Source organism: Klebsiella terrigena (assembly GCF_012029655.1).
Taxonomy (GTDB): Bacteria; Pseudomonadota; Gammaproteobacteria; order Enterobacterales; family Enterobacteriaceae; genus Klebsiella; species Klebsiella terrigena.
Genome location: NZ_CP050508.1, coordinates 5,540,244 through 5,563,293 on the forward strand (window position 1 = coordinate 5,540,244; position 23,050 = coordinate 5,563,293).

Consider the following 23,050-nt stretch of genomic DNA (forward strand, 5'->3'; position numbering starts at 1 on the left):
GTTCAGGATATCATCTCATAACTCATTCTGTGGTCGCACTTACAACCTTTTACTCTTTAATCACGCCGCGAGCGCGCAGCAGCGCCGTTTTGAAATCTTCTTCGTAGTCTTTCTTAATCCCCGGAATAACGGCTTCTTTTGTCGAGTCACGCATCTTCAGATGGTAAATAAGAATATCGTCAGAAAGATCGGCGAGTTCCCCCTCATAACCGGCCTCTTTCGCCAGTTTCTGCAAGAATTGAATCAGATTCAGTTCCGGCTCTTTTTGCCAGGCTGGCTGGAGGAGTTCAATAACTTCATTCAGACGTTTACATTTCATGCTCATGCTCCTTACTCTTGATAGGGACAAGTTAACAGGGTCAATCCCACAATGAAAGAGGCGATATTTCTATGCAAGGCGAGGCAATAACCGGCGTCGTGCTGGCCGGCGGAAAAGCCACGCGGATGGGCGGAGTGGATAAAGGACTGCAGCGGCTAAACGGACAGCCGCTATGGCGCTATGTTACGGATGCGCTGCAACCGCAGGTGACCAATCTGGCGATCAGCGCCAACCGTAATCTGCAAAGCTGGCAAGCGACGGGTTACCCAATCTATACCGATAGCCTTAGCGATTTTCCCGGACCGCTGGCCGGTATGCTGTCGGTGATGCAGCAGATAGAGTGCCCCTGGTTTGTATTTTGCCCCTGTGACACGCCGTTTATTCCGCCGTTCCTGGTTGCGCGTTTGATGCAGCAGAAGCAGGCCTCACCGGTGGTCTGGGCGCACGATGGGGAGCGGGATCACCCCGCTATCGCCCTGATACATCGTCGGCTAATACCACAGCTGGAGGCCTATCTGGCGGCCGGCGAACGGCGGGTGATGGTCTTTATGCGCCAGGCAGGCGGACATAGCGTCGATTTTAGCGACGTAAAGTCTGCGTTTATTAATGTGAATACGCTTGCTGACTTACAGCATATTCACGATATGCAGGAGCCGTTATGATCCCTGTTTTAGCAATTTCTGCCTGGAGCGGAACCGGTAAAACAACGTTATTAAAGCAGCTGATCCCTGCATTGTGCGCCGAGGGGTTGCGCCCGGGTTTGATAAAGCATACCCATCACGATATGGATGTCGATAAGCCAGGGAAAGACAGCTATGAGCTGCGCAAAGCAGGCGCCGCGCAGACTATTGTCGCCAGTACGCAGCGCTGGGCGCTGATGACTGAAACTCCGGATCAAGAAGAAGTAGACCTGCCGTGGCTGGTTAGCCGGATGGATGCCTCAAAGCTGGACGTTGTGCTGGTAGAGGGTTTTAAGCATGAATCAGTGCCTAAGATCGTGCTTTTTCGGCAAAATGGCGGCCATCGCGTTGAGGATCTTGTTCTTGATAAGTACGTTATTGCGGTGGCCAGCGATGCGCCGGTGACGACTTCTTTGCCCCAGCTGGATTTAAATGATATTGCGCAGATCGCGGCATTTATTGTCCGCTGGTTAGAAGAACAACGCGGGTGATGAGAGGCAAGCTTAGCGGCTAAAGGGTCAGGGATCGCGGTACGCGGCCCCCGATCCGGGCGGCGTCAGGTCACTTTTCCTGAACCGCAGACAACAAAAAAACCTCATGCTTTCGCATGAGGTTTCTTTGTTTATTTGATGCCTGGCAGTTCCCTACTCTCACATGGGGAGACCCCACACTACCATCGGCGCTACGGCGTTTCACTTCTGAGTTCGGCATGGGGTCAGGTGGGACCACCGCGCTATTGCCGCCAGGCAAATTCTGTTTACCAACACGCCATCAGGCCTGTCAGTTAATCTGTATCAGCTGAAAATCTCTCAAATTCATCACACCAAACAGCTTTGGCGTTGTAAGGTTAAGCCTCACGGTTCATTAGTATCGGTTAGCTCAACGTATCGCTACGCTTACACACCCGACCTATCAACGTCGTAGTCTTCAACGTTCCTTCAGGACTCTCAAGGAGTCAGGGAGAACTCATCTCGGGGCAAGTTTCGTGCTTAGATGCTTTCAGCACTTATCTTTTCCGCATTTAGCTACCGGGCAATGCCATTGGCATGACAACCCGAACACCAGTGATGCGTCCACTCCGGTCCTCTCGTACTAGGAGCAGCCCCCCTCAATTCTCCAGCGCCCACGGCAGATAGGGACCGAACTGTCTCACGACGTTCTAAACCCAGCTCGCGTACCACTTTAAACGGCGAACAGCCGTACCCTTGGGACCTACTTCAGCCCCAGGATGTGATGAGCCGACATCGAGGTGCCAAACACCGCCGTCGATATGAACTCTTGGGCGGTATCAGCCTGTTATCCCCGGAGTACCTTTTATCCGTTGAGCGATGGCCCTTCCATTCAGAACCACCGGATCACTATGACCTGCTTTCGCACCTGCTCGCGCCGTCACGCTCGCAGTCAAGCTAGCTTATGCCATTGCACTAACCTCCTGATGTCCGACCAGGATTAGCTAACCTTCGTGCTCCTCCGTTACTCTTTGGGAGGAGACCGCCCCAGTCAAACTACCCACCAGACACTGTCCGCAACCCGGATTACGGGTCTACGTTAGAACATCAAACATTAAAGGGTGGTATTTCAAGGTTGGCTCCACGCAGACTGGCGTCCACGCTTCAAAGCCTCCCACCTATCCTACACATCAAGGCTCAATGTTCAGTGTCAAGCTATAGTAAAGGTTCACGGGGTCTTTCCGTCTTGCCGCGGGTACACTGCATCTTCACAGCGAGTTCAATTTCACTGAGTCTCGGGTGGAGACAGCCTGGCCATCATTACGCCATTCGTGCAGGTCGGAACTTACCCGACAAGGAATTTCGCTACCTTAGGACCGTTATAGTTACGGCCGCCGTTTACCGGGGCTTCGATCAAGAGCTTCTCCTTGCGGATAACCCCATCAATTAACCTTCCGGCACCGGGCAGGCGTCACACCGTATACGTCCACTTTCGTGTTTGCACAGTGCTGTGTTTTTAATAAACAGTTGCAGCCAGCTGGTATCTTCGACTGATTTCAGCTCCGTGAGCAAGTCACTTCACTTACCATCAGCGTGCCTTCTCCCGAAGTTACGGCACCATTTTGCCTAGTTCCTTCACCCGAGTTCTCTCAAGCGCCTTGGTATTCTCTACCTGACCACCTGTGTCGGTTTGGGGTACGATTTGATGTTACCTGATGCTTAGAGGCTTTTCCTGGAAGCAGGGCATTTGTTACTTCAGCACCGTAGTGCCTCGTCATCACACCTCAGCGTTAATAAGAGTCCGGATTTACCTAAACTCTCCGCCTACATGCTTAAACCGGGACAACCGTCGCCCGGCTAACATAGCCTTCTCCGTCCCCCCTTCGCAGTAACACCGAGTACAGGAATATTAACCTGTTTCCCATCGACTACGCCTTTCGGCCTCGCCTTAGGGGTCGACTCACCCTGCCCCGATTAACGTTGGACAGGAACCCTTGGTCTTCCGGCGAGCGGGCTTTTCACCCGCTTTATCGTTACTTATGTCAGCATTCGCACTTCTGATACCTCCAGCAACCCTCACAGGCCACCTTCAACGGCTTACAGAACGCTCCCCTACCCAACAACGCCTAAGCGTCGCTGCCGCAGCTTCGGTGCATGGTTTAGCCCCGTTACATCTTCCGCGCAGGCCGACTCGACCAGTGAGCTATTACGCTTTCTTTAAATGATGGCTGCTTCTAAGCCAACATCCTGGCTGTCTGTGCCTTCCCACATCGTTTCCCACTTAACCATGACTTTGGGACCTTAGCTGGCGGTCTGGGTTGTTTCCCTCTTCACGACGGACGTTAGCACCCGCCGTGTGTCTCCCGTGATAACATTCTTCGGTATTCGTAGTTTGCATCGGGTTGGTAAGTCGGGATGACCCCCTAGCCGAAACAGTGCTCTACCCCCGAAGATGAGTTCACGAGGCGCTACCTAAATAGCTTTCGGGGAGAACCAGCTATCTCCCGGTTTGATTGGCCTTTCACCCCCAGCCACAAGTCATCCGCTAATTTTTCAACATTAGTCGGTTCGGTCCTCCAGTTAGTGTTACCCAACCTTCAACCTGCCCATGGCTAGATCACCGGGTTTCGGGTCTATACCCTGCAACTTAACGCCCAGTTAAGACTCGGTTTCCCTGCGGCTCCCCTATACGGTTAACCTTGCTACAGAATATAAGTCGCTGACCCATTATACAAAAGGTACGCAGTCACCCCATAAAAGAGGCTCCCACTGCTTGTACGTACACGGTTTCAGGTTCTGTTTCACTCCCCTCGCCGGGGTTCTTTTCGCCTTTCCCTCACGGTACTGGTTCACTATCGGTCAGTCAGGAGTATTTAGCCTTGGAGGATGGTCCCCCCATATTCAGACAGGATACCACGTGTCCCGCCCTACTCTTCGAACTCACAGAATGTGCATTTTAGTGTACGGGAGTATCACCCTGTACCCTGCGACTTTCCAGACGCTTCCACTAACACACAAACTGATTCAGGTTCTGGGCTGCTCCCCGTTCGCTCGCCGCTACTGGGGGAATCTCGGTTGATTTCTTTTCCTCGGGGTACTTAGATGTTTCAGTTCCCCCGGTTCGCTTCGTTAAGCTATGTATTCACTTAACGATAGTGTGACGAATCACACTGGGTTTCCCCATTCGGAAATCGCCGGTTATAACGGTTCATATCACCTTACCGACGCTTATCGCAGATTAGCACGTCCTTCATCGCCTCTGACTGCCAGGGCATCCACCGTGTACGCTTAGTCGCTTAACCTCACAACCCGAAGCTGTTTCGTAAAACAGGTCGTGTTGTGAAAATTTGAGAGACTCGAACACACCGTTTTTCCTTTCTTATTACGGAGAAAGGAGACAGTGTGTCGTTTCAATTTTCAGCTTGATCCAGATTTTTAAAGAGCAAAACTTCGCAGTGCACCTTTTCAGGAACACTCTGAAGTTTTCTTATTTTGTGCAGTAAAAGGATGGTGGAGCTATGCGGGATCGAACCGCAGACCTCCTGCGTGCAAGGCAGGCGCTCTCCCAGCTGAGCTATAACCCCATCGTAATTGCTTTCTCTGTTTACCGGTAATTCAGACTGAGACAAGGCGTGGGAGGACGAAGCATACTGAAGTATGCGAGTCGTTTCACAACGCAGTATTCAGGATGAATTTGGTAGGCCTGAGTGGACTTGAACCACCGACCTCACCCTTATCAGGGGTGCGCTCTAACCACCTGAGCTACAAGCCTGCAGAGATTTTTTACTGCTTATTTTTCATCAGACAATCTGTGTGGACACTACAAAGGCAGGTTCTTTTAGGTAAGGAGGTGATCCAACCGCAGGTTCCCCTACGGTTACCTTGTTACGACTTCACCCCAGTCATGAATCACAAAGTGGTAAGCGCCCTCCCGAAGGTTAAGCTACCTACTTCTTTTGCAACCCACTCCCATGGTGTGACGGGCGGTGTGTACAAGGCCCGGGAACGTATTCACCGTGGCATTCTGATCCACGATTACTAGCGATTCCGACTTCACGGAGTCGAGTTGCAGACTCCGATCCGGACTACGACATACTTTATGAGGTCCGCTTGCTCTCGCGAGGTCGCTTCTCTTTGTATATGCCATTGTAGCACGTGTGTAGCCCTACTCGTAAGGGCCATGATGACTTGACGTCATCCCCACCTTCCTCCAGTTTATCACTGGCAGTCTCCTTTGAGTTCCCGGCCGAACCGCTGGCAACAAAGGATAAGGGTTGCGCTCGTTGCGGGACTTAACCCAACATTTCACAACACGAGCTGACGACAGCCATGCAGCACCTGTCTCAGAGTTCCCGAAGGCACCAAAGCATCTCTGCTAAGTTCTCTGGATGTCAAGAGTAGGTAAGGTTCTTCGCGTTGCATCGAATTAAACCACATGCTCCACCGCTTGTGCGGGCCCCCGTCAATTCATTTGAGTTTTAACCTTGCGGCCGTACTCCCCAGGCGGTCGACTTAACGCGTTAGCTCCGGAAGCCACTCCTCAAGGGAACAACCTCCAAGTCGACATCGTTTACAGCGTGGACTACCAGGGTATCTAATCCTGTTTGCTCCCCACGCTTTCGCACCTGAGCGTCAGTCTTTGTCCAGGGGGCCGCCTTCGCCACCGGTATTCCTCCAGATCTCTACGCATTTCACCGCTACACCTGGAATTCTACCCCCCTCTACAAGACTCTAGCCTGCCAGTTTCGGATGCAGTTCCCAGGTTGAGCCCGGGGATTTCACATCCGACTTGACAGACCGCCTGCGTGCGCTTTACGCCCAGTAATTCCGATTAACGCTTGCACCCTCCGTATTACCGCGGCTGCTGGCACGGAGTTAGCCGGTGCTTCTTCTGCGAGTAACGTCAATCGTCAAGGTTATTAACCTTAACGCCTTCCTCCTCGCTGAAAGTACTTTACAACCCGAAGGCCTTCTTCATACACGCGGCATGGCTGCATCAGGCTTGCGCCCATTGTGCAATATTCCCCACTGCTGCCTCCCGTAGGAGTCTGGACCGTGTCTCAGTTCCAGTGTGGCTGGTCATCCTCTCAGACCAGCTAGGGATCGTCGCCTAGGTGAGCCATTACCTCACCTACTAGCTAATCCCATCTGGGCACATCTGATGGCATGAGGCCCGAAGGTCCCCCACTTTGGTCTTGCGACGTTATGCGGTATTAGCTACCGTTTCCAGTAGTTATCCCCCTCCATCAGGCAGTTTCCCAGACATTACTCACCCGTCCGCCGCTCGTCACCCAAAGAGCAAGCTCTTCTGTGCTACCGCTCGACTTGCATGTGTTAGGCCTGCCGCCAGCGTTCAATCTGAGCCATGATCAAACTCTTCAATTTAAGTTTGATGCTCGTGAATTAAACTTCGTAATGAATTACGTATGTTCACTCAGAGACTTGGTATTCATTTTTCGTCCGAGGACGTTAAGAATCCATGTCACTTTGAGTGCCCACACAGATTGTCTGATAAATTGTTAAAGAGCAGTTGCGACGCGCTTTAGCGCTCTGTCGCGAGGTCCCGTATATTACGTTTTCCTCATTCAGAGTCAAGCGTTTATTTTGCTTTTCTCTGTCGGCTTTCGCGGCTGATATTCAGCGCTGAAGCCTTCTGACCCGGCGGCATGTTGGCCGTTGTTCCGTGTCAGTGGAGGCGCATTATAGGGAGTTCTCTGACGTTGACAAGCCCTGTTTGCAAAAAACTTTTCAACCGTCTCTTTTTTCAGCAAACCGGGCCGCAGAGTGGCAAAAAAGCGGCGTTTTGCCGTTTTAAACAACGAAACGCCCCGCCTGGTGGCATACTGATAGAGTAGAAAAGAGAAAGGAACGGCATTTATGTCTTTAAGCGCACAGCAACTGGCGGCACAGAAAAACATCTCCTGGGTACTGGCGGAGAAACTGGCCCAAAAAATTCTGACCGGCGAATATCAGCCGGAAAGCATTCTCCCCGGTGAAATGGAGCTGGGCGAGCAGTTCGGCGTGAGCCGAACGGCGGTACGAGAGGCGGTCAAGACGCTGACAGCGAAAGGTATGCTCTTACCGCGCCCGCGCATCGGTACCCGCGTTATGCCACGCAGTAGCTGGAACTTTCTCGACAAGGAGCTGCTCTCATGGTGGTTAACGGAAGATAACTTCGAAGAGGTGGTGACCCACTTCCTCGTCATGCGCAGCAGCCTCGAGCCGCAGGCCTGCTTTCTGGCTGCCACCCTGGGCTGCGCGGAGCAGAAGGCGCAGCTCAATAGCTTAATGGAAGAGATGGGCGAGCTGAAAAGACGCTTCCAGCGCGAGCGCTGGATTGAAGTCGATATGGCCTGGCATGAGCACATCTATGAAATGAGCGGTAATCCCTTCCTTATCTCTTTCGCTTCGCTATTCCATTCGGTCTATCACACTTACTTCACTTCTATTACTCAGAATGAGGTGGTGAAGCTGGATCTCCATCAGGCAATTGTTGACGCGATTCTGAACAGCGACGGCCCGCGAGCGCTCAGCGCCTGCCAGGCCCTGCTGAGCGCACCAAACCATTCAGGTAAATAAAGGGTTCCGCATGACCGAGAAGAAAGGGCGTAGTATGGCCGGACTGCCGTGGATTGCGGCAATGGCCTTTTTTATGCAAGCGCTGGACGCCACCATTCTGAACACCGCCCTTCCGGCAATAGCCCATAGCCTCAACCGTTCGCCGCTGGCAATGCAGTCCGCGATCATCAGCTATACGCTAACGGTAGCGATGCTCATTCCGGTGAGCGGGTGGCTGGCCGACCGCTTCGGCACGCGCAAAGTGTTCATTATTGCCGTAGGCCTGTTTACGCTCGGCTCCCTCGCCTGCGCGCTTTCCGGCTCGCTGATGGAGCTGGTCATCTTTCGCGTCATTCAGGGGGTTGGCGGCGCGATGATGATGCCGGTCGCGCGGCTGGCATTATTACGGGCCTATCCGCGCAGCGAGCTGCTACCGGTGCTGAACTTCGTGACGATGCCGGGGCTTGTCGGTCCGATTCTTGGCCCGGTTCTCGGCGGCGTGCTGGTGACCTGGGCCAGCTGGCACTGGATTTTCCTGATCAATATTCCTATTGGCATTATTGGCATCCTTTATGCGCGTAAATGCATGCCGGACTTCACTACGCCACGCCGACCTTTCGATACCCGCGGATTTTTGCTCTTTGGGCTAGGCCTGGTGCTGTTCTCCAGCGGTATCGAACTGTTTGGCGAGAAAATCGTCGCCAGCTGGATCGCGCTGACGGTTATCGCCCTTAGCGTTCTTTTACTGCTGGCCTATATTCGCCATGCCCGCCGCCATCCCGCCCCGCTGATCTCGCTTTCTTTATTTAAGACCCGAACCTTTTCCGTCGGGATCGCCGGTAATCTGGCAACGCGTCTGGGTACGGGCTGCGTGCCGTTCCTGATGCCGCTGATGCTGCAGGTCGGTTTTGGCTATTCGGCAATCATCGCCGGCTGCATGATTGCGCCGACCGCCGTCGGCTCTATTATCGCGAAGTCTACCGTTACGCAGATCCTGCGCTGGCTCGGCTACCGGAAAACGCTGGTAGGGGTAACGATATTTATCGGCCTGATGATCGCCCAGTTCTCGTTCCAGTCGCCCGCGATGCCCGTCTGGATGCTGCTGCTGCCGCTCTTCGTTCTGGGGATGGCGATGTCCACTCAGTTCACCTCAATGAACACCATTACGCTTGCCGACCTCACCGATGATAATGCCAGCGGTGGCAACAGCCTGCTGGCGGTCACGCAGCAGCTATCAATCAGTCTCGGGGTGGCGATTAGCGCAGCGGTACTGCGCTTTTATGAAGGCTTTGACAACTCCAGTACCGTAGAGCAGTTCCACAATACCTTTATTACGATGGGCGCGATCACCGTCGTGTCCGCGCTGGTGTTTATGCTGTTAAAGGCGAAGGATGGCCGTAACCTGATAAAGGAACGGCACAAACGCTAGGCTGAACCGCGAACGATAAGCTCAGGGGTGAGCTGCACGCGCTGCTGCTGCTGTCCGGGATCGGCCATCCGGTGAATCAGCACATCAATCGCCAGCTCACCCAGCTCATCCTTTGGCTGATGGATAGTCGTCAGCGGCGGCGTCATATAGCGGGCCAGCTCGATATCGTCATAGCCCACCAGCGCCATATCCTGCGGAATACGCAGCCCGGCCTGGTAAAGCGACTGATATGCCCCAAACGCCATGGCGTCGTTGCCGACAAATACCGCCTGCGGGCGTTCCGATAAGGTCAGCAGCTCCTGCATCGCGCTAAATCCACCGCCAAACTCAAAGTCGCTGGTAATCACGTATCCCTCAGCCACTTCCAGCCCGGCGCGGGACATCGCGGCGTGATAGCCCTCCAGGCGCAGCCGCGACGGCGTTTTATCCAGCGGACCGGCAATACAGGCAATCCGGGTATGACCCTGGTCTATCAGGTACTGGGTCGCCATATCGCCTCCCAGCAGCGAGTTATCCTGAATCAGATCGCTGTCGCCATCAAACGGCGCCCAGTCCATCATCACCGTTGGCACCGAAGGATAGCGCTGCATTATTTCTGGCGAAGGCTGATGCGTTTCGGTACAGAGCAGCAGTAAGCCATCGACGCGCTTTTGCATCAGCGTTTCGAGATTACTGTTCATGCGCTGCTCGTCGCCTTCCGTATTGCATAGCACCAGGCTATAGCCGCGTTCAAAACAGCTACGCTCTACGCCGCGCACCAGCTCAGAATAAAACGGGTTGGTACTGGCGGTGATCAGCATACCGATGGTGCGAGTTTGATTGAGCTTGAGGCTACGCGCCAGCGCGGACGGCGCGTAGTTAAGATTTTTGATCGCCGCGTCCACTTTGGCGGTAATCGCCTCGCTGACGAAACGATCTTTATTAATGACGTGGGAAACCGTCGAGGTGGAAACGCCCGCCACGCGGGCCACATCCTTCATGGTAGCCAAGCGTTACCCCTGTTGACGTAAAAATTCGTCGATTTCTTTTCGCCATGGCACTGAAGGCTGCGCGCCTTTGCGGGTAACGGCAATAGCGGCGGCGGCATGGGCAAAGCGGATGGCCTCTGCCAGCGCGGTCCCTTCCAGTAATGCGGTGACCAGGGCGCCGTTAAAGGTATCACCCGCGGCAATGGTATCGATGGCCTGAACCTTAAAGCCCGGGACCCGGCGGCCTTCGCCATCGTGGCTCACCCAGACGCCGCGGCTACCCAGCGTAATAATAGCGGTACCGATACCTTTTTTATGGAGCGCGTTTGCCGCTTTGGCGGCATCGTCATCGTTTTCGACGCGAATACCGGTCAGCTTTTCCGCTTCCGTTTCGTTAGGGGTGATGATATCCACCAGCGCCAGCAGTTCATCCGACAGCTCGCGCGCCGGGGCCGGATTCAGCACCACGCTTGTTTGATGCTGATGGGCGATTTTGGCCGCCGCCAGCACGCTCTCCAGCGGCGACTCCAGCTGCATCAGCAGCGCATCGGCGTCGGCAATACGCGCCTTCTCTGCCTCAACCTGAGCGACCGAAAGGGCGGCATTGGCGCCGGCATGAATACCGATGACATTCTCACCTTCGCCGTTAACAAAGATCAGCGCCACGCCGGTCGATTCACCTTTTACCGCGCGAACCGGCGCGATGTCGATGTTATCGCTCGCCAGCTGGCGGCGAACGCGCTCGCCGGTATCGTCATCGCCGGTACAGGCGATAAACGCAACGTTTGCTCCGCTGCGCCCGGCGGCTACGGCCTGGTTGGCACCTTTGCCACCGAAAGCCACCTGATAGTGGTTACCGGTGACGGTTTCGCCCGGCGTCGGGAAAGATTGAAGGTTAAGAATGTGATCGGCATTGATGCTGCCAAGGACGATAAGTTTGCCTGCGGTTTTCATCATCTCAGTTCCCGGGAAAGCGCGCCACCGGACTCCGGTGGCGCATGCCCTGCTTTTCTTTTTTATGTTGTCCCTCGGACCGTTGCCGGTCCGAATCGCATATTACTGCTTAATGACCAGTTTCAGCTCAACCGGATAGCTGGCGTCCACTTTTTCACCCTTCAGCACTTTATCGGCAGTCTCGACGCCTTTCACGCCGATCTGCTCAGGCAGCTGGGCGATAGTCGCAGCCAGTTTGCCACTATTTACCGCTTTTTCGCCATCCGGAGTACCGTCAAATCCAACAACCATCACATCGGATTTACCCGCCGTTTGTAAAGCGCGCAGCGCGCCCAGCGCCATTTCGTCGTTCTGAGCAAATACCGCCTGTACGTCCGGATGCGCCGTCAGCAGGTTCTGCATGACGTTCAGGCCCTTGGTACGGTCGAAATCTGCCGGCTGGCTCGCCAGCACGTTAAATTTGTGAGCCGCGACGGCCTGCCTGAAGCCTTCGCCACGCTCGCGCGCCGCGGATGTTCCTGCGATACCCTGCAGCTCAATAACCTTAGCGTTCTCACCCGCTTTCTTCGCGATATAGTCGCCGGCCATTTTACCGCCGAGCACGTTATCAGAAGCAATATGGCTAACCACGTCGCCTTTCGCCGCCTGACGGTCAAGAGTAATAACCGGGATCTTCGCCTGATTAGCCATCTTCACGGCGTTACCTACCGCATCAGAGTCCGTCGGGTTGATCAGCAGGAGCTTAGCGCCGCGTACCGTCAAATCCTGCACGTTGGCTAGCTCTTTCGCCGGGTTATTTTGTGAATCCAGCACCACCAGGTTGTAGCCCAGCTTGTCGGCTTCTTTCTGCGCCCCCTCTTTCAAGGAGACAAAGAACGGGTTGTTAAGGGTCGAGATAACCAAGGCAATGGTATCTTTCGCCATCGCGTTTGCGCTCACGGTCGCGCTTAAAGCAACAGCAGATACCAGGGTCGCCAGTTTTTTCATATTCATAGTTAAGATGTCCTGTAGAGTTCTTAGTTACTGCTTTTTGTTATCTACCAGCACCGCCAGCAAAATGACCACCGCTTTAACGATCATCTGGTAATAGGAAGAAACGCCTAATAGGTTCAATCCGTTATTCAGGAAACCGAGGATCAGTGCCCCAATCAGGGTACCGACGATGCGCCCCTTACCGCCGGCCAGGCTGGTACCGCCCAGCACCACTGCCGCAATGGCATCCAGCTCATAGCCGGTCCCCGCCGTCGGCTGCGCGGAGGAGAGGCGCGCCACTTCGATAATGCCCGCCAGCGAAGCCAGCAGGCCACACAGAGAATAGACGATGATTTTAACTTTATTCACGCTGATGCCGGACAGGCGCGTGGCCGCTTCGTTGCCACCCAGCGCGTAGATATAGCGGCCCAGGCGGGTGTGGTGCAGCATGTACCAGGCGGCAAGGAAGACGATCGCCATAATCCACACCGGCGTCGGTATCCCCAGCGGACGGCCGATACCAAACCAGCCAAACAGATCGGCATTATCCGTAAACCCGGTATTCACCGGACTGCCGTTGGTGTAGACCATCGTCACGCCGCGCAGCAGCAGCATCATCACCAGCGTGGCAATAAAGGCCTGCACGCGCCCTTTCGCTACAATCACCCCGGTCACCGCACCGATGGCCGCACCCAGCGCCAGCGCGCCGGCAATCGCCACCAGCGCATTAACCTCAAGGCCGACAATCGACGCCGCAACCGCGCCGGTCAGCGCCAGCAGGGAGCCCACCGACAGGTCGATCCCCGAAGTGAGAATAACCAGCGTCATGCCGACCGCCATAATGGCGTTAACCGAAGTCTGCTGCAGGATATTGAACAGGTTATTGACGGTAAAAAAGTTGGGGCTCATGGTCGAGACAATCGCTATCAGCACCAGCAGGGCAATCAGCGATTTTTGCTCCATCAGCCATGCTTTAGTGAAATAGCGGCGACCAGCAGCAGCCTGGGTTGTCATCTTTTTTACTCCTGATTCACACGGTTAAGCTTGCCCACAGCGGCAGCCATCAATACTTCCTGGGTGGCCTGCTCGCGTGTAAATTCACCGCCGAGATGCCCTTCATGCATCACAATGATGCGATCGCTCATGCCTAACACTTCCGGCATCTCCGAAGAGACCAGAATGATGCTCAGACCATCGGCCTTAAACTGGTTAATCAGCTGGTAGATCTCTTTCTTCGCCCCAACGTCAACGCCGCGGGTAGGCTCATCAAGGATCAGGACCTTCGGGCGGGTCATCAGCCCGCGGGCAATGGCCACCTTCTGCTGGTTACCGCCGGAGAGCAGGCCGATCGCCTGCTCCATCGATGGCGTTTTGACATTGAACAGGCGGATAAAATCGCTTACCGCCTGCTGTTCATCTTTATGCTTCAGCCGGCCGCCGGCGTGGCTGAAGTAGCGCAGCGCGGTCAGCGACATGTTTTCCTTCACCGACATGCCGAGGACTAAGCCATCGCGCTTGCGGTCTTCGGAGATATAAACGATGCCGTTTGCCAGGCCATCCTGCGGGGAGCGGGCGACCACTTCGCGCCCGTCGAGGGTGACGGAACCGCTGCTACGCGGCAGCGCGCCGTACAGAACCTTCATCAGCTCCGTCCGACCGGCGCCCATCAGCCCGGCGACGCCCAGAATCTCTCCCTGACGCAGAGTAAAGGAGACACTTTCCACGCCCGGCCCGCACAGGTTGTCCACCTTGAGGCGCACGACGCCCGGCGCTTTATCCAGGCGCGGATACTGGTCTTCCAGCTTGCGACCGACCATCATCTCAATCAGCAGGTCTTCATCCAGGCTCGCCACCTCGCGCTCGGCGATAAACTGCCCGTCGCGAAAGACGGTAACATCGTCGCAAATCTCGAAGATCTCTTTCATCCGGTGGGAGATATAGACGATCCCGCGGCCCTGAGATTTCAGCTCGCGGATAACGCGGAACAGGGAGGCCGTTTCGGTGTCGGTCAGGGCGTCCGTAGGCTCATCCATAATGATGACCTTCGACTCAAAGCTCAGCACCTTGGCAATTTCAACCATCTGCTGGTCGCCGATAGACAGATCGCCCACCAGCTTTTGGCTGTTAAAACGTAAATTCAGCTTCGCCAGCAGCTTGTCCGCTTCGGCATACATCGTTTTCCAGTCTATTTTGCCAAACCGGTTAACGAACTCACGGCCGAGGAAAATATTTTCCGCGATCGTCAGCTGAGGGATGAGGTTAAGTTCCTGGTGGATAATACCGATCCCGGCTTCCTGAGAGGATTTCGGTCCGTTGAAGGTGGTCTCTTTTCCTAACCACGTTAAGGAGCCGGCGTCGCGGGCGTAGATCCCGGTCAGCACCTTCATCATGGTGGACTTACCGGCACCGTTTTCGCCAACCAGCGCCATCACCCGGCCGGCATAAACGTTGAGCGCGGCGCCGGAGAGCGCTTTGACGCCTGGGAACGCTTTATCGATCCCTTTTAATTGCAATAAGGCTTCCATATCGGCGACCTCAGAACGTCACGCCGGCACAGAGAATAACGTTCGCAAACGGGGAACACTCCCCGCTGCGAATCACCGCCTGACTATCCGCGGTCTGTTTTTTAAACTGCTCATGACTGGTGTAACGAATTTCAATGGTGTTTCCCTGGTATTGCTGCAGCCGCTCAAGGTGAGTGAGCAACGTCGCATGGAGCTGCGGATTATGAGTTTTAATCTCTTCCGCAAGGATCGCCGCTTCAACCTGCATTTCCGCCGTTACCACCTCCAGAACCTGCATAAAGGAGGGAACGCCCTGGGTTAACGCCATATCAATACGCGCGCTGCTGCGGGGAACCGGTAACCCGGCATCGCAGACCACCAGCGTATCGGTATGACCCAGGCGGGAGATAACCGAGGAAATATCAGCGTTAAGTACGGTGCCCTTTTTCATTTTTCTCTTCTGCTCCAGTAGCGAAACGTTTCGCTGAAGGAAGTATTGTCAAAATACGCGCAGAAAACCACCGCCAAAAGAGAGAAATGTGATCGCCATCGAAACGTTTCGCAAGCGTGGGGAGAGAAAAGTGAACGCAGGCAAAAAACAATAAAAAGCCCTTCACAAGGAAGGGCTTCGGAACATCAAATTTCGACCTGGGTGCCCAGCTCAATCACCCGGTTAGGCGGGATTTCAAACTGATCCGGCGCCCGCAGGGCGTTGCGCTGCAGCAGGAGATAGAGCTTACCGCGCAGCCGCAGATACCACGGCCGTTTGCCGATAATCAGCGATTCATGCGACATGAAGAACGAGGTTTCCATCATCCGACAGCTCAGCCCTTCCAGCCCGCAGCGGTGGAAAACTTCTTCCACATTCGGCGTTTCGCGCCAGCCGTAGCTCGCCACCACCCGCCAGAACGACGGTGAGATTTGCTCGATCTGCACCCGGCGAACGTTGTGCACGTAAGGCGCATCTTCGGTCCGCAGCGTCAGCAGGATCACCCGCTCATGCAGCACCTTGTTGTGCTTGAGGTTGTGCAGCAGGGCAAACGGGATAACGTTCAGGGCGCGGGACATATAGACCGCAGTGCCCGGCACGCGGACCGGCGGCGATTTCTCCAGCGAAGAGATCATGGCTTCCAGCGAGTTGCCGTGTTCGTGCATCCGGCGCAGCAGGCGGAAACGCTCGCTCTTCCAGGTGGTCATCACGGTGAACATCACCAGGCCAAGGGTCAGCGGCAGCCAGCCGCCGGAGACTATCTTATCCAGGTTGGCCGAGAACAGCGGCAGGTCGATGCACATAAAGGCGATAAACAGCAGCGCCACGAAGAATTTATTCCAGCGCCAGTTTTGACGCGCCACGGTGGTGAACAGGATAGTGGTCAGCACCATGGTGCCAGTCACCGCGATACCGTACGCCGCCGCCAGGTTGGAGGAGTGCTCGAAGCTGATAATCACAATGACCACCGAAACGTACAGCAGCCAGTTGATGAACGGGATATAAATCTGCCCGGATTCCATCTCGGAGGTATGGATGATGCGCATTGGCGACAGATATCCCAGGCGCACCGCCTGGCGGGTCAACGAGAAGACCCCGGAAATAACTGCCTGGGAGGCAATTACCGTCGCCAGAGCGGCGATAATCAGCATCGGGATCAGCGCCCATTCAGGCGCCAGCAGGAAGAACGGGTTTTTGATCGCCTCAGGATGTTTGAGCAGCAGCGCCCCCTGACCGAAGTAGTTCAGCACCAGCGAAGGCAGCACCACGGAGAACCACGCTAAGCGGATAGGCAATTTACCGAAGTGGCCCATATCGGCATACAGCGCCTCAACGCCGGTAATGGAGAGCACTACCGCCCCGAGGGCGACAAAAGAGACGGTCTTATATTCGAGGAAGAAGTGCACCGCCCAATAGGGATTGAGCGCCTGCAATACTTCCGGATTATCAATGATGCTGCGCGCACCAAGCACCGCCAGCAGCAGAAACCAAATCAGCATAATTGGCGCAAACAGCTTACCCACCATGCTGGTGCCGTGCTTCTGGATGGCAAACAGCAGCGTCAGCACAATGATGGATATCGGGACAACCCAGGTATCCAGATTGGGCGCAATAATTTCCAGCCCCTCAATCGCCGACATCACCGAGATCGCCGGGGTGATGACCACCTCGCCATAGAAGAAGCTGCCACCAATCAGCCCAAGGATAACCAGCACCGACGTCATTCGCGCGGACGTATTGCGTCCCGCCAGCGACATTAGCGTCAGAATCCCCCCCTCTCCGGCGTTGTCCGCCCGCATTACGAAGGTGATATATTTGAGTGATACGGTAAAAATTAACAGCCAGAAAATTAGCGACAGAAAGCCAAAAACGGCATCACGTTCAACGCCAAACCCAAACTGACCTGACAGACATTCACGCAGTGTATACAGCGGACTGGTACCAATATCGCCGTACACCACGCCGATTGCCGCCAGCGTTACTGCCGGAAGCGATTGCTTATTATCAGAGCTCATAGACTAGTCTTTTCGTTTATACATATCATTTTTCAAGCTGCTTCTGCGCAGGTGGCGTCCAGAAATCCCGGTCACATAGCCGTGCGCCAGGGGATTTCATCCCTTGCTGCCTTGCCGCATCCTGAATGTTTTTGTGTATATAAAACAAATGTGTTCCCGGTCCTCAGGCTCACAAAAAGCGCACAGTATGCACGATTCTTTGCTGAATCGTACCCCTAACAGACACCATATTAACCTGGCTCAAAGAAAATAAATCGAATCTTCAGGCTATTACCACACCTAATCAAACATCTATACTCGACTCAATAACGACACATGAAAAAGCACGCAACTCAATTATGGCTCAATCACATTTACTGGCAGAAAGAATTTCCCGGCTCAGCGCAGCGCTGGAAAAAGGTTTGTTTGAACGCAGTCATGCGATACGGCTCTGTCTGCTTGCCGCACTCAGCGGCGAGAGCGTGTTTTTGCTTGGTCCGCCGGGTATTGCCAAGAGCCTGATCGCCCGCCGTCTCAAATTCGCCTTCCAGCAGGCTCGCGCCTTTGAATACCTGATGACCCGCTTCTCAACCCCGGAAGAGGTTTTTGGTCCGCTATCAATCCAGGCCCTGAAGGATGAAGGCCGTTACGAGCGCTTAACCGCAGGCTACCTGCCGGAAGCGGAGATCGTCTTCCTCGATGAGATCTGGAAAGCCGGCCCGGCTATCCTTAACACCCTGCTGACCGCCATTAACGAACGCCACTTCCGCAACGGCGCCACCGAAGAGAAAATCCCGATGCGCCTGCTGGTGGCGGCGTCCAATGAACTCCCGGAAGCGGATAGCAGCCTGGAAGCGCTGTATGACCGAATGCTGATCCGCCTGTGGCTCGATAAGGTACAGGATAAAACTAACTTCCGCTCCATGCTGCTCAGCCAGCAGGATGAAAACAGCAATCCGGTGCCGGCTGCCCTGCAGGTCAGTAGCGAAGAGTTTGCGCAGTGGCAGCAGGATATCAGCAGCGTGAAGCTGACGGATAGCGTATTCGAGCTTGTCTATCAGCTGCGCCAGCAGCTGGAGACGCAGCCCAAGGCGCCCTACGTTTCGGACCGCCGCTGGAAAAAGGCCGTTCGCCTGCTGCAGGCCAGCGCCTTCTTCAGCGGCCGCGATACCATCGCACCCATCGACCTGATTCTGCTGAAAGACTGCCTGTGGCACGATATCGAAAGCATGAACCTGATGTCACAGCTGCTGGAAACCCTGATGACCAACCACGCCTGGCAGCAGCAGGCGATGCTGACGCGCCTCGGGGCGATCACCCAAAGGCGTATTCAGATCCAACAGCAGCACAGCGACAAAACCGCGCTGAAGGTTACGCGTCTCGGCGGCATGTTCAGCCGGAAAGCGCACTATGAGCTTCCCGCCGACGTAGAAGGGACAACGCTCCTTCTGCTGCTTCAGCAGCCGCTTAAGCTACACGATATGCAGGTCATCCATATTACGTTTACCCGTGAGGAGCTCTCCCACTGGCTGGAGAAGGGCGGCGAGATCCGCGGCAAGCTCAACGGCATTGGTTTTGCCCAGCCGCTAGATATGGACGTCGATACCAGCCAGCATCTGGTGGTGCGCGACGTCAGCCTGCAGGGCTCGCGGCTGGCCCTTCCCGGCAGCGAATCGCAGGAAAATATGCCTGCAGAAATTCGCCAGCAGCTGGAAGCTCTCGATGACGAGTGGCATCAGCAGCACAACCGCTTTAGCGAACAGCAAAAATGTCTGTTCATTCCCGGTGACTGGCTGGGACGTATCGAAGCCAGCCTGCAGGACGTCGGGGCGCAGATCAAACAGGCCCGTCAGCCATGACGCTGGATATGCTGAATGTCATGCTGGCAGTCAGCGAAGAGGGGATGATCGAAGAGATGCTGCTGGCGCTGCTGGCCTCCCCGCAGCTTGCCGTTTTCTTTGAGAAATTCCCGCGGCTGAAAAACATTATCGCCGCCGACATCCCGCGCTGGCGCGAAGCCGTCAGGGCCAGGCTAAAAGAGACGCATATCCCGCCAGAGCTCGATGCTGAAGTGCAGAACTATCAGCGGTCGCAGCTTCTTTCGACCTCCCAGTTCATCGTTCAGCTGCCGCAAATTCTTACGCAGCTGCACAGGCTCGAATCCCCTTTTGCCGCCCAGGCCCAGCAGCTGGCGGATGATAACCCGCAGTTTACGCCCGCGTTGCACACCCTGTTCCTGCAGCGCTGGCGCCTGAGCCTGGTGGTGCAGGCTACCACTCTCAATCAGCAGCTGCTGGATGAGGAACGCGATCGGCTGCTCAACACGATGCAGGAGCGAATGACCCTCAGCGGCCAGCTCGAGCCGGTGCTGGTGGAAAACGATAACTCCGCAGGGCGCCTGTGGGATATGAGCGCAGGCGAGCTGAAGCGCGGCGATTATCAGCTGATCGTTCGCTACGGTGATTTTCTGACGCAGCAGCCGGAGCTGATGCAGCTGGCTGAACAGCTCGGGCGCTCGCGGGAAGCAAAATCGGTCCCCAAAAAGGATGCGCCGATGGAGGCCTTTCGCAGCCTCGTGCGTGAACCGGCCACGGTACCGGAACAGGTTGATGGCCTGCAGCAAAGCGACGATATTCTGCGCCTGCTCCCGCCGGAGCTGGCCACCCTTGGGATCACCGAGCTGGAGTTCGAGTTCTACCGCAAGCTGGTGGAAAAGCAGCTGCTGACCTACCGGCTGCACGGCGACGCGTGGCGGGAAAAAATCACCGAACGACCGGTTACCCGGCAGGATTTTGACGAGCAGCCGCGCGGGCCATTTATCGTCTGTGTCGATACCTCAGGCTCAATGGGTGGGTTTAACGAGCAGTGCGCCAAGGCGTTCTGCCTGGCATTGATGCGGGTCGCGCTGGCGGACAACCGGCGCTGCTTTATCATGCTGTTTTCCAGCGAAGTGGTGCATTACGAGCTCACCGGCCCGCAGGGGCTGGAGCAGGCGATTCGTTTCCTCAGCCAGCGTTTTCGCGGCGGTACCGATCTGGCCAGCTGTTTTCGGGCCATTTTTGAGCGCATGCAAAACCCGCAGTGGGTGGATGCCGATGCGGTGGTGATTTCTGATTTTATCGCCCAGCGCCTGCCGGATGAGGTGATCAATAAGGTGGGGGAACTTCAGCGCAGGCACCAGCATCGTTTTCACGCGGTGGCGATGTCGGTGCACGGCAAACCCGGGATCATGCGCATCTTCGATCATATCTGGCGCTTTGATACCGGGCTGCGTAGCCGCCTGCTGCGACGCTGGCGGCGTTAAGGCGCGGATTAAAGCAGGGCAGCGACGCTTTCACGGACCTGTGCAGGCCATACGCCGCACTGGACCTGTCCGATGTGGTCGAGCTGCAGCAGCAGCATCGTCAAGCGCGACTGACCAATACCGCCGCCGATGGTCTGCGGCATTTCGCCGCGCAGCAGCGCCTGGTGCCACTCCAGCTTCAGGCGATCTTCATCACCGGTGATCGCCAGCTGACGCTTCAGGGCCTCGGCATCGACGCGGATCCCCATAGAAGAGAGCTCGAAGGCATCTTCCAGAACCGGGTTCCACACCAGAATATCGCCGTTCAGGCCGGCAAAGCCTTCGGCAACCTCGGTGCTCCAGTCATCATAATCCGGCGCACGCACGTCGTGGCGCTGGCCATCGGTCAGCTTGCCGCCAATCCCGATAAGAAATACGGCGCCCAGCTCTTTGGTAATCGCCCGCTCGCGGCCCTTAGCGTCGAGATCCGGGTAGCGGCTCAGCAGATCCTGGCTATGCACAAACTGGATCCGTTCCGGCAGGAACGGCGTCAGGCCAAACTCTTTGCTGACGGCCGCTTCGGTCGCTTTGATCCCGGCATAGATGGCTTCTACGGTGGATTTCAGCGTCCCGTCGTGGCGCTCATCATCGCCCATCACGCGCTCCCAGTCCCACTGGTCAACGTAAACGGAGTGGATGGCGGTCAGACGGTCTTCATCGGGGCGAAGGGCCTTCATGTGCGTGTACAGCCCTTCGCCCGCGCTGAAGTCGTGTTGCCCCAGCGTTTGACGCTTCCATTTAGCCAGTGAGTGAACGACTTCAAACTGGGCATCCGGCAGCGTTTTCACTTTTACCTGAACCGCCTTCTCGCAGCCAGACAGGTTGTCCTGAGTCCCGTCCCCTACGCGGCTTAAAATGGGAGCCTGGACTTCGATCAGGCCCAGTTTGTCTTCCAGCTGGCGGGAAAAGTGAGACTTAACGAAGCTGATCTGGCGTTGTTTTGCGATGTATGCGGTTTTCATTTTTATGACTCCTGCGTCCTGTTGCTATTGATTAAGCAACAAACCAGGGCATCAATTCAATAATCAAACAACAAAAAGGCCAATACACTTTTGATTCATTAAAATATATGGCTAATATAGAAAGAATCATTAAACATCATAAGAAAAACCAATGGAAAATTATCAGATCGACAATCTGGACCGCGGCATCCTTGAAGCGTTAATGGCCAATGCGCGCACCGCCTACGCCGAACTGGCCAAACAGTTCGGCGTCAGCCCGGGGACTATCCACGTGCGCGTGGAGAAGATGAAGCAGGCGGGCATTATTACCGGCGCGCGGATCGACGTGAATCCGAAGCAGCTCGGCTACGACGTGTGCTGCTTTATCGGCATTATCCTGAAAAGCGCTAAAGACTACCCTTCGGCGCTGGCCCGGCTCGAGAGCCTGGATGAGGTGACCGAGGCCTACTACACCACCGGCCACTACAGCATCTTTATTAAAGTGATGTGCCGCTCGATCGACGCCCTTCAGCAGGTACTTATCAACAAGATCCAAACAATCGATGAAATTCAGTCCACCGAGACGCTGATCTCCCTGCAAAACCCGATTATGCGTACCATCCGCCCGTGATCGGGCTTTTTTAATCCCACATTTTCCACAGGTAGATCCCAGCTCACACACAGCGTACAATGTGCCACACTGAATAAATGAGCGGACGATCATGGCAGACATTACTCTTATCAGCGGCAGCACCTTAGGCAGTGCGGAATATGTAGCAGAGCATCTGGCGGAAAAGCTGGAAGAAGCGGGCTACAGCAGCGAAATCCAGCACGGGCCGCTGATTGAGGATCTGCCGACGGACGGGATCTGGCTGGTTATCTCCTCAACGCACGGTGCCGGCGATATTCCTGACAACCTGCTGCCTTTCTATGAGGCGCTGCAGGAGCAGAAGGCGGACCTTTCAGGCGTACGCTTTGGCTCAGTCGGGATCGGCAGTCGTGAATATGACACCTTCTGCGGCGCAATCGACAAGATTGACGATGCCTTAAAGGCATGCGGAGCCAAACAGATCGGCGAAACGCTGAAGATTAACGTCCTCGATCATGAGATTCCGGAAGATCCGGCCGAGATTTGGCTGGGATCCTGGAAAAATTTGATCTAATTTTTGTAAAGATCGCCCGATCATCTGTGGATAACTATGCTTAAAACCACTGATCAACCGGTAGTTATCCAAGGCATAAGCGTTGCCTGCTTTTTGAGCTGTGCATAACCCTTCATTTTGATCCCAGCTTATACGGAACAGGATCACCGATCATTCACAGAAAGTGATCCTCCTTAACCGATTGATCTTAAAACGCGGATCCGGCTTATCCACAGAAAGGTCCGATCCTAATAAGAGATCACAATAAAACAGATCTCTAAATAAAAGATCTTCTTTTAAATACTCA

At 55.1% G+C, this 23,050-nt stretch carries 17 protein-coding genes, 2 tRNA genes and 3 rRNA genes; 8 read left to right on the plus strand and 14 right to left on the minus strand.

Going from position 1 to position 23,050, the window contains the following annotated elements; all coding sequences use genetic code 11:
• Window positions 1-49: 49 nt before the first annotated feature.
• Window positions 50-319 (minus strand): YihD family protein, encoded by a 270-nt coding sequence (locus HCK03_RS25945; protein ID WP_041143377.1) that lies wholly within the window; start codon window positions 317-319, stop codon window positions 50-52.
• A gap of 71 nt (window positions 320-390) precedes the next feature.
• Between HCK03_RS25945 and mobA the strand changes: the two genes are divergently transcribed.
• Complete coding sequence (gene mobA, locus HCK03_RS25950) at window positions 391-981, plus strand: molybdenum cofactor guanylyltransferase MobA (protein WP_041143376.1); 591 nt, start codon at window positions 391-393, stop codon at window positions 979-981.
• The gene (mobB, locus tag HCK03_RS25955; RefSeq protein ID WP_041143375.1) at window positions 978-1,490 is read left to right on the plus strand and encodes a molybdopterin-guanine dinucleotide biosynthesis protein MobB; all 513 of its coding nucleotides are present in this window, start codon (window positions 978-980) and stop codon (window positions 1,488-1,490) included. The genes mobA and mobB overlap by 4 nt, the downstream gene beginning before the upstream one ends.
• A gap of 140 nt (window positions 1,491-1,630) precedes the next feature.
• On the opposite strand, the gene rrf is transcribed toward mobB, so the two are convergent.
• The 5 genes from rrf to HCK03_RS25980 all read right to left on the minus strand — a co-directional run bounded on the left by rrf (window position 1,631) and on the right by HCK03_RS25980 (window position 6,833).
• Window positions 1,631-1,746: ribosomal RNA gene (gene rrf, locus HCK03_RS25960) — 5S ribosomal RNA — on the minus strand.
• A gap of 96 nt (window positions 1,747-1,842) precedes the next feature.
• Window positions 1,843-4,750 (minus strand): 23S ribosomal RNA (locus HCK03_RS25965).
• Between the two features lie 206 nt (window positions 4,751-4,956).
• Window positions 4,957-5,032, minus strand: a tRNA-Ala gene (locus HCK03_RS25970).
• A gap of 111 nt (window positions 5,033-5,143) precedes the next feature.
• Window positions 5,144-5,220: transfer RNA gene (locus HCK03_RS25975), tRNA-Ile, on the minus strand.
• Between the two features lie 71 nt (window positions 5,221-5,291).
• A 16S ribosomal RNA gene (locus HCK03_RS25980) occupies window positions 5,292-6,833 on the minus strand.
• The 16S, 23S and 5S rRNA genes sit together here with 2 tRNA genes alongside, the layout of an rRNA operon.
• 492 nt (window positions 6,834-7,325) lie before the next feature.
• Here HCK03_RS25980 and HCK03_RS25985 point away from each other — a divergent pair.
• Both HCK03_RS25985 and mdtD read left to right on the plus strand, forming a co-directional pair.
• Window positions 7,326-8,027, plus strand: coding sequence for a FadR/GntR family transcriptional regulator (locus tag HCK03_RS25985; protein ID WP_045853717.1), 702 nt, complete (start codon window positions 7,326-7,328; stop codon window positions 8,025-8,027).
• A gap of 10 nt (window positions 8,028-8,037) precedes the next feature.
• A complete protein-coding gene (mdtD, locus tag HCK03_RS25990; RefSeq protein WP_167692365.1) occupies window positions 8,038-9,435 on the plus strand; it encodes a multidrug transporter subunit MdtD in 1,398 nt (465 codons plus the stop codon).
• On the opposite strand, the gene rbsR is transcribed toward mdtD, so the two are convergent.
• The 7 genes from rbsR to kup all read right to left on the minus strand — a co-directional run bounded on the left by rbsR (window position 9,432) and on the right by kup (window position 17,338).
• Window positions 9,432-10,424, minus strand: coding sequence for a ribose operon transcriptional repressor RbsR (rbsR, locus tag HCK03_RS25995; RefSeq protein WP_115193859.1), 993 nt, complete (start codon window positions 10,422-10,424; stop codon window positions 9,432-9,434). The genes mdtD and rbsR overlap by 4 nt on opposite strands.
• A gap of 3 nt (window positions 10,425-10,427) precedes the next feature.
• The gene (gene rbsK, locus HCK03_RS26000; RefSeq protein WP_167692366.1) at window positions 10,428-11,360 is read right to left on the minus strand and encodes a ribokinase; all 933 of its coding nucleotides are present in this window, start codon (window positions 11,358-11,360) and stop codon (window positions 10,428-10,430) included.
• A gap of 99 nt (window positions 11,361-11,459) precedes the next feature.
• Window positions 11,460-12,350 carry a ribose ABC transporter substrate-binding protein RbsB gene (gene rbsB / locus HCK03_RS26005; RefSeq protein WP_128879409.1) on the minus strand — a complete coding sequence of 297 codons (891 nt, stop codon included), beginning with the start codon at window positions 12,348-12,350 and terminating at the stop codon, window positions 11,460-11,462.
• A 27-nt stretch (window positions 12,351-12,377) separates the two neighbouring features.
• Entirely contained in the window at window positions 12,378-13,343 is a 966-nt protein-coding gene (gene rbsC, locus HCK03_RS26010) for a ribose ABC transporter permease (protein WP_041143370.1), read from the minus strand.
• A gap of 5 nt (window positions 13,344-13,348) precedes the next feature.
• Window positions 13,349-14,854 carry a ribose ABC transporter ATP-binding protein RbsA gene (rbsA, locus tag HCK03_RS26015; RefSeq protein ID WP_123552592.1) on the minus strand — a complete coding sequence of 502 codons (1,506 nt, stop codon included), beginning with the start codon at window positions 14,852-14,854 and terminating at the stop codon, window positions 13,349-13,351.
• Between the two features lie 10 nt (window positions 14,855-14,864).
• On the minus strand, window positions 14,865-15,284 hold the full coding sequence (gene rbsD, locus HCK03_RS26020) for a D-ribose pyranase (RefSeq protein ID WP_041143368.1): 420 nt from the start codon (window positions 15,282-15,284) through the stop codon (window positions 14,865-14,867).
• 185 nt (window positions 15,285-15,469) lie between these two features.
• Window positions 15,470-17,338, minus strand: coding sequence for a low affinity potassium transporter Kup (gene kup / locus HCK03_RS26025; RefSeq protein WP_041143367.1), 1,869 nt, complete (start codon window positions 17,336-17,338; stop codon window positions 15,470-15,472).
• A 338-nt stretch (window positions 17,339-17,676) separates the two neighbouring features.
• Here kup and ravA point away from each other — a divergent pair, with 338 nt between their 5' ends.
• On the plus strand, window positions 17,677-19,176 hold the full coding sequence (gene ravA, locus HCK03_RS26030) for an ATPase RavA (RefSeq protein ID WP_167692367.1): 1,500 nt from the start codon (window positions 17,677-17,679) through the stop codon (window positions 19,174-19,176).
• Entirely contained in the window at window positions 19,173-20,621 is a 1,449-nt protein-coding gene (gene viaA, locus HCK03_RS26035) for an ATPase RavA stimulator ViaA (protein WP_134528275.1), read from the plus strand. Before ravA ends, viaA begins: the two co-directional genes overlap by 4 nt.
• A gap of 8 nt (window positions 20,622-20,629) precedes the next feature.
• Here viaA and asnA read toward each other — a convergent pair whose 3' ends face one another.
• Complete coding sequence (gene asnA, locus HCK03_RS26040; protein ID WP_167692368.1) at window positions 20,630-21,622, minus strand: aspartate--ammonia ligase; 993 nt, start codon at window positions 21,620-21,622, stop codon at window positions 20,630-20,632.
• 151 nt (window positions 21,623-21,773) lie between these two features.
• On the opposite strand from asnA, the gene asnC reads away from it, so the two are divergent.
• Together asnC and mioC are read left to right on the plus strand one after the other, a co-directional pair.
• Window positions 21,774-22,232: a transcriptional regulator AsnC gene (gene asnC, locus HCK03_RS26045; protein ID WP_045853727.1), complete on the plus strand. Its 459-nt coding sequence runs from the start codon at window positions 21,774-21,776 to the stop codon at window positions 22,230-22,232.
• Between the two features lie 91 nt (window positions 22,233-22,323).
• A complete protein-coding gene (mioC, locus tag HCK03_RS26050) occupies window positions 22,324-22,764 on the plus strand; it encodes an FMN-binding protein MioC (RefSeq protein ID WP_041143362.1) in 441 nt (146 codons plus the stop codon).
• The last annotated feature ends 286 nt before the right edge of the window (window positions 22,765-23,050 follow it).

Coding starts and splice junctions, on each gene's coding strand:
- rbsD (WP_041143368.1), bottom strand. CDS start 15,284: ATGAAAAAGGGCACCGTACTTAACGCTGATATTTCCTCGGTTATCTCC.
- mobA (WP_041143376.1), top strand. CDS start 391: ATGCAAGGCGAGGCAATAACCGGCGTCGTGCTGGCCGGCGGAAAAGCC.
- mobB (WP_041143375.1), top strand. CDS start 978: ATGATCCCTGTTTTAGCAATTTCTGCCTGGAGCGGAACCGGTAAAACA.
- rbsK (WP_167692366.1), bottom strand. CDS start 11,360: ATGATGAAAACCGCAGGCAAACTTATCGTCCTTGGCAGCATCAATGCC.
- viaA (WP_134528275.1), top strand. CDS start 19,173: ATGACGCTGGATATGCTGAATGTCATGCTGGCAGTCAGCGAAGAGGGG.
- rbsA (WP_123552592.1), bottom strand. CDS start 14,854: ATGGAAGCCTTATTGCAATTAAAAGGGATCGATAAAGCGTTCCCAGGC.
- kup (WP_041143367.1), bottom strand. CDS start 17,338: ATGAGCTCTGATAATAAGCAATCGCTTCCGGCAGTAACGCTGGCGGCA.
- mioC (WP_041143362.1), top strand. CDS start 22,324: ATGGCAGACATTACTCTTATCAGCGGCAGCACCTTAGGCAGTGCGGAA.
- asnC (WP_045853727.1), top strand. CDS start 21,774: ATGGAAAATTATCAGATCGACAATCTGGACCGCGGCATCCTTGAAGCG.
- mdtD (WP_167692365.1), top strand. CDS start 8,038: ATGACCGAGAAGAAAGGGCGTAGTATGGCCGGACTGCCGTGGATTGCG.
- rbsC (WP_041143370.1), bottom strand. CDS start 13,343: ATGACAACCCAGGCTGCTGCTGGTCGCCGCTATTTCACTAAAGCATGG.
- ravA (WP_167692367.1), top strand. CDS start 17,677: ATGGCTCAATCACATTTACTGGCAGAAAGAATTTCCCGGCTCAGCGCA.
- asnA (WP_167692368.1), bottom strand. CDS start 21,622: ATGAAAACCGCATACATCGCAAAACAACGCCAGATCAGCTTCGTTAAG.
- HCK03_RS25945 (WP_041143377.1), bottom strand. CDS start 319: ATGAAATGTAAACGTCTGAATGAAGTTATTGAACTCCTCCAGCCAGCC.
- rbsB (WP_128879409.1), bottom strand. CDS start 12,350: ATGAATATGAAAAAACTGGCGACCCTGGTATCTGCTGTTGCTTTAAGC.
- HCK03_RS25985 (WP_045853717.1), top strand. CDS start 7,326: ATGTCTTTAAGCGCACAGCAACTGGCGGCACAGAAAAACATCTCCTGG.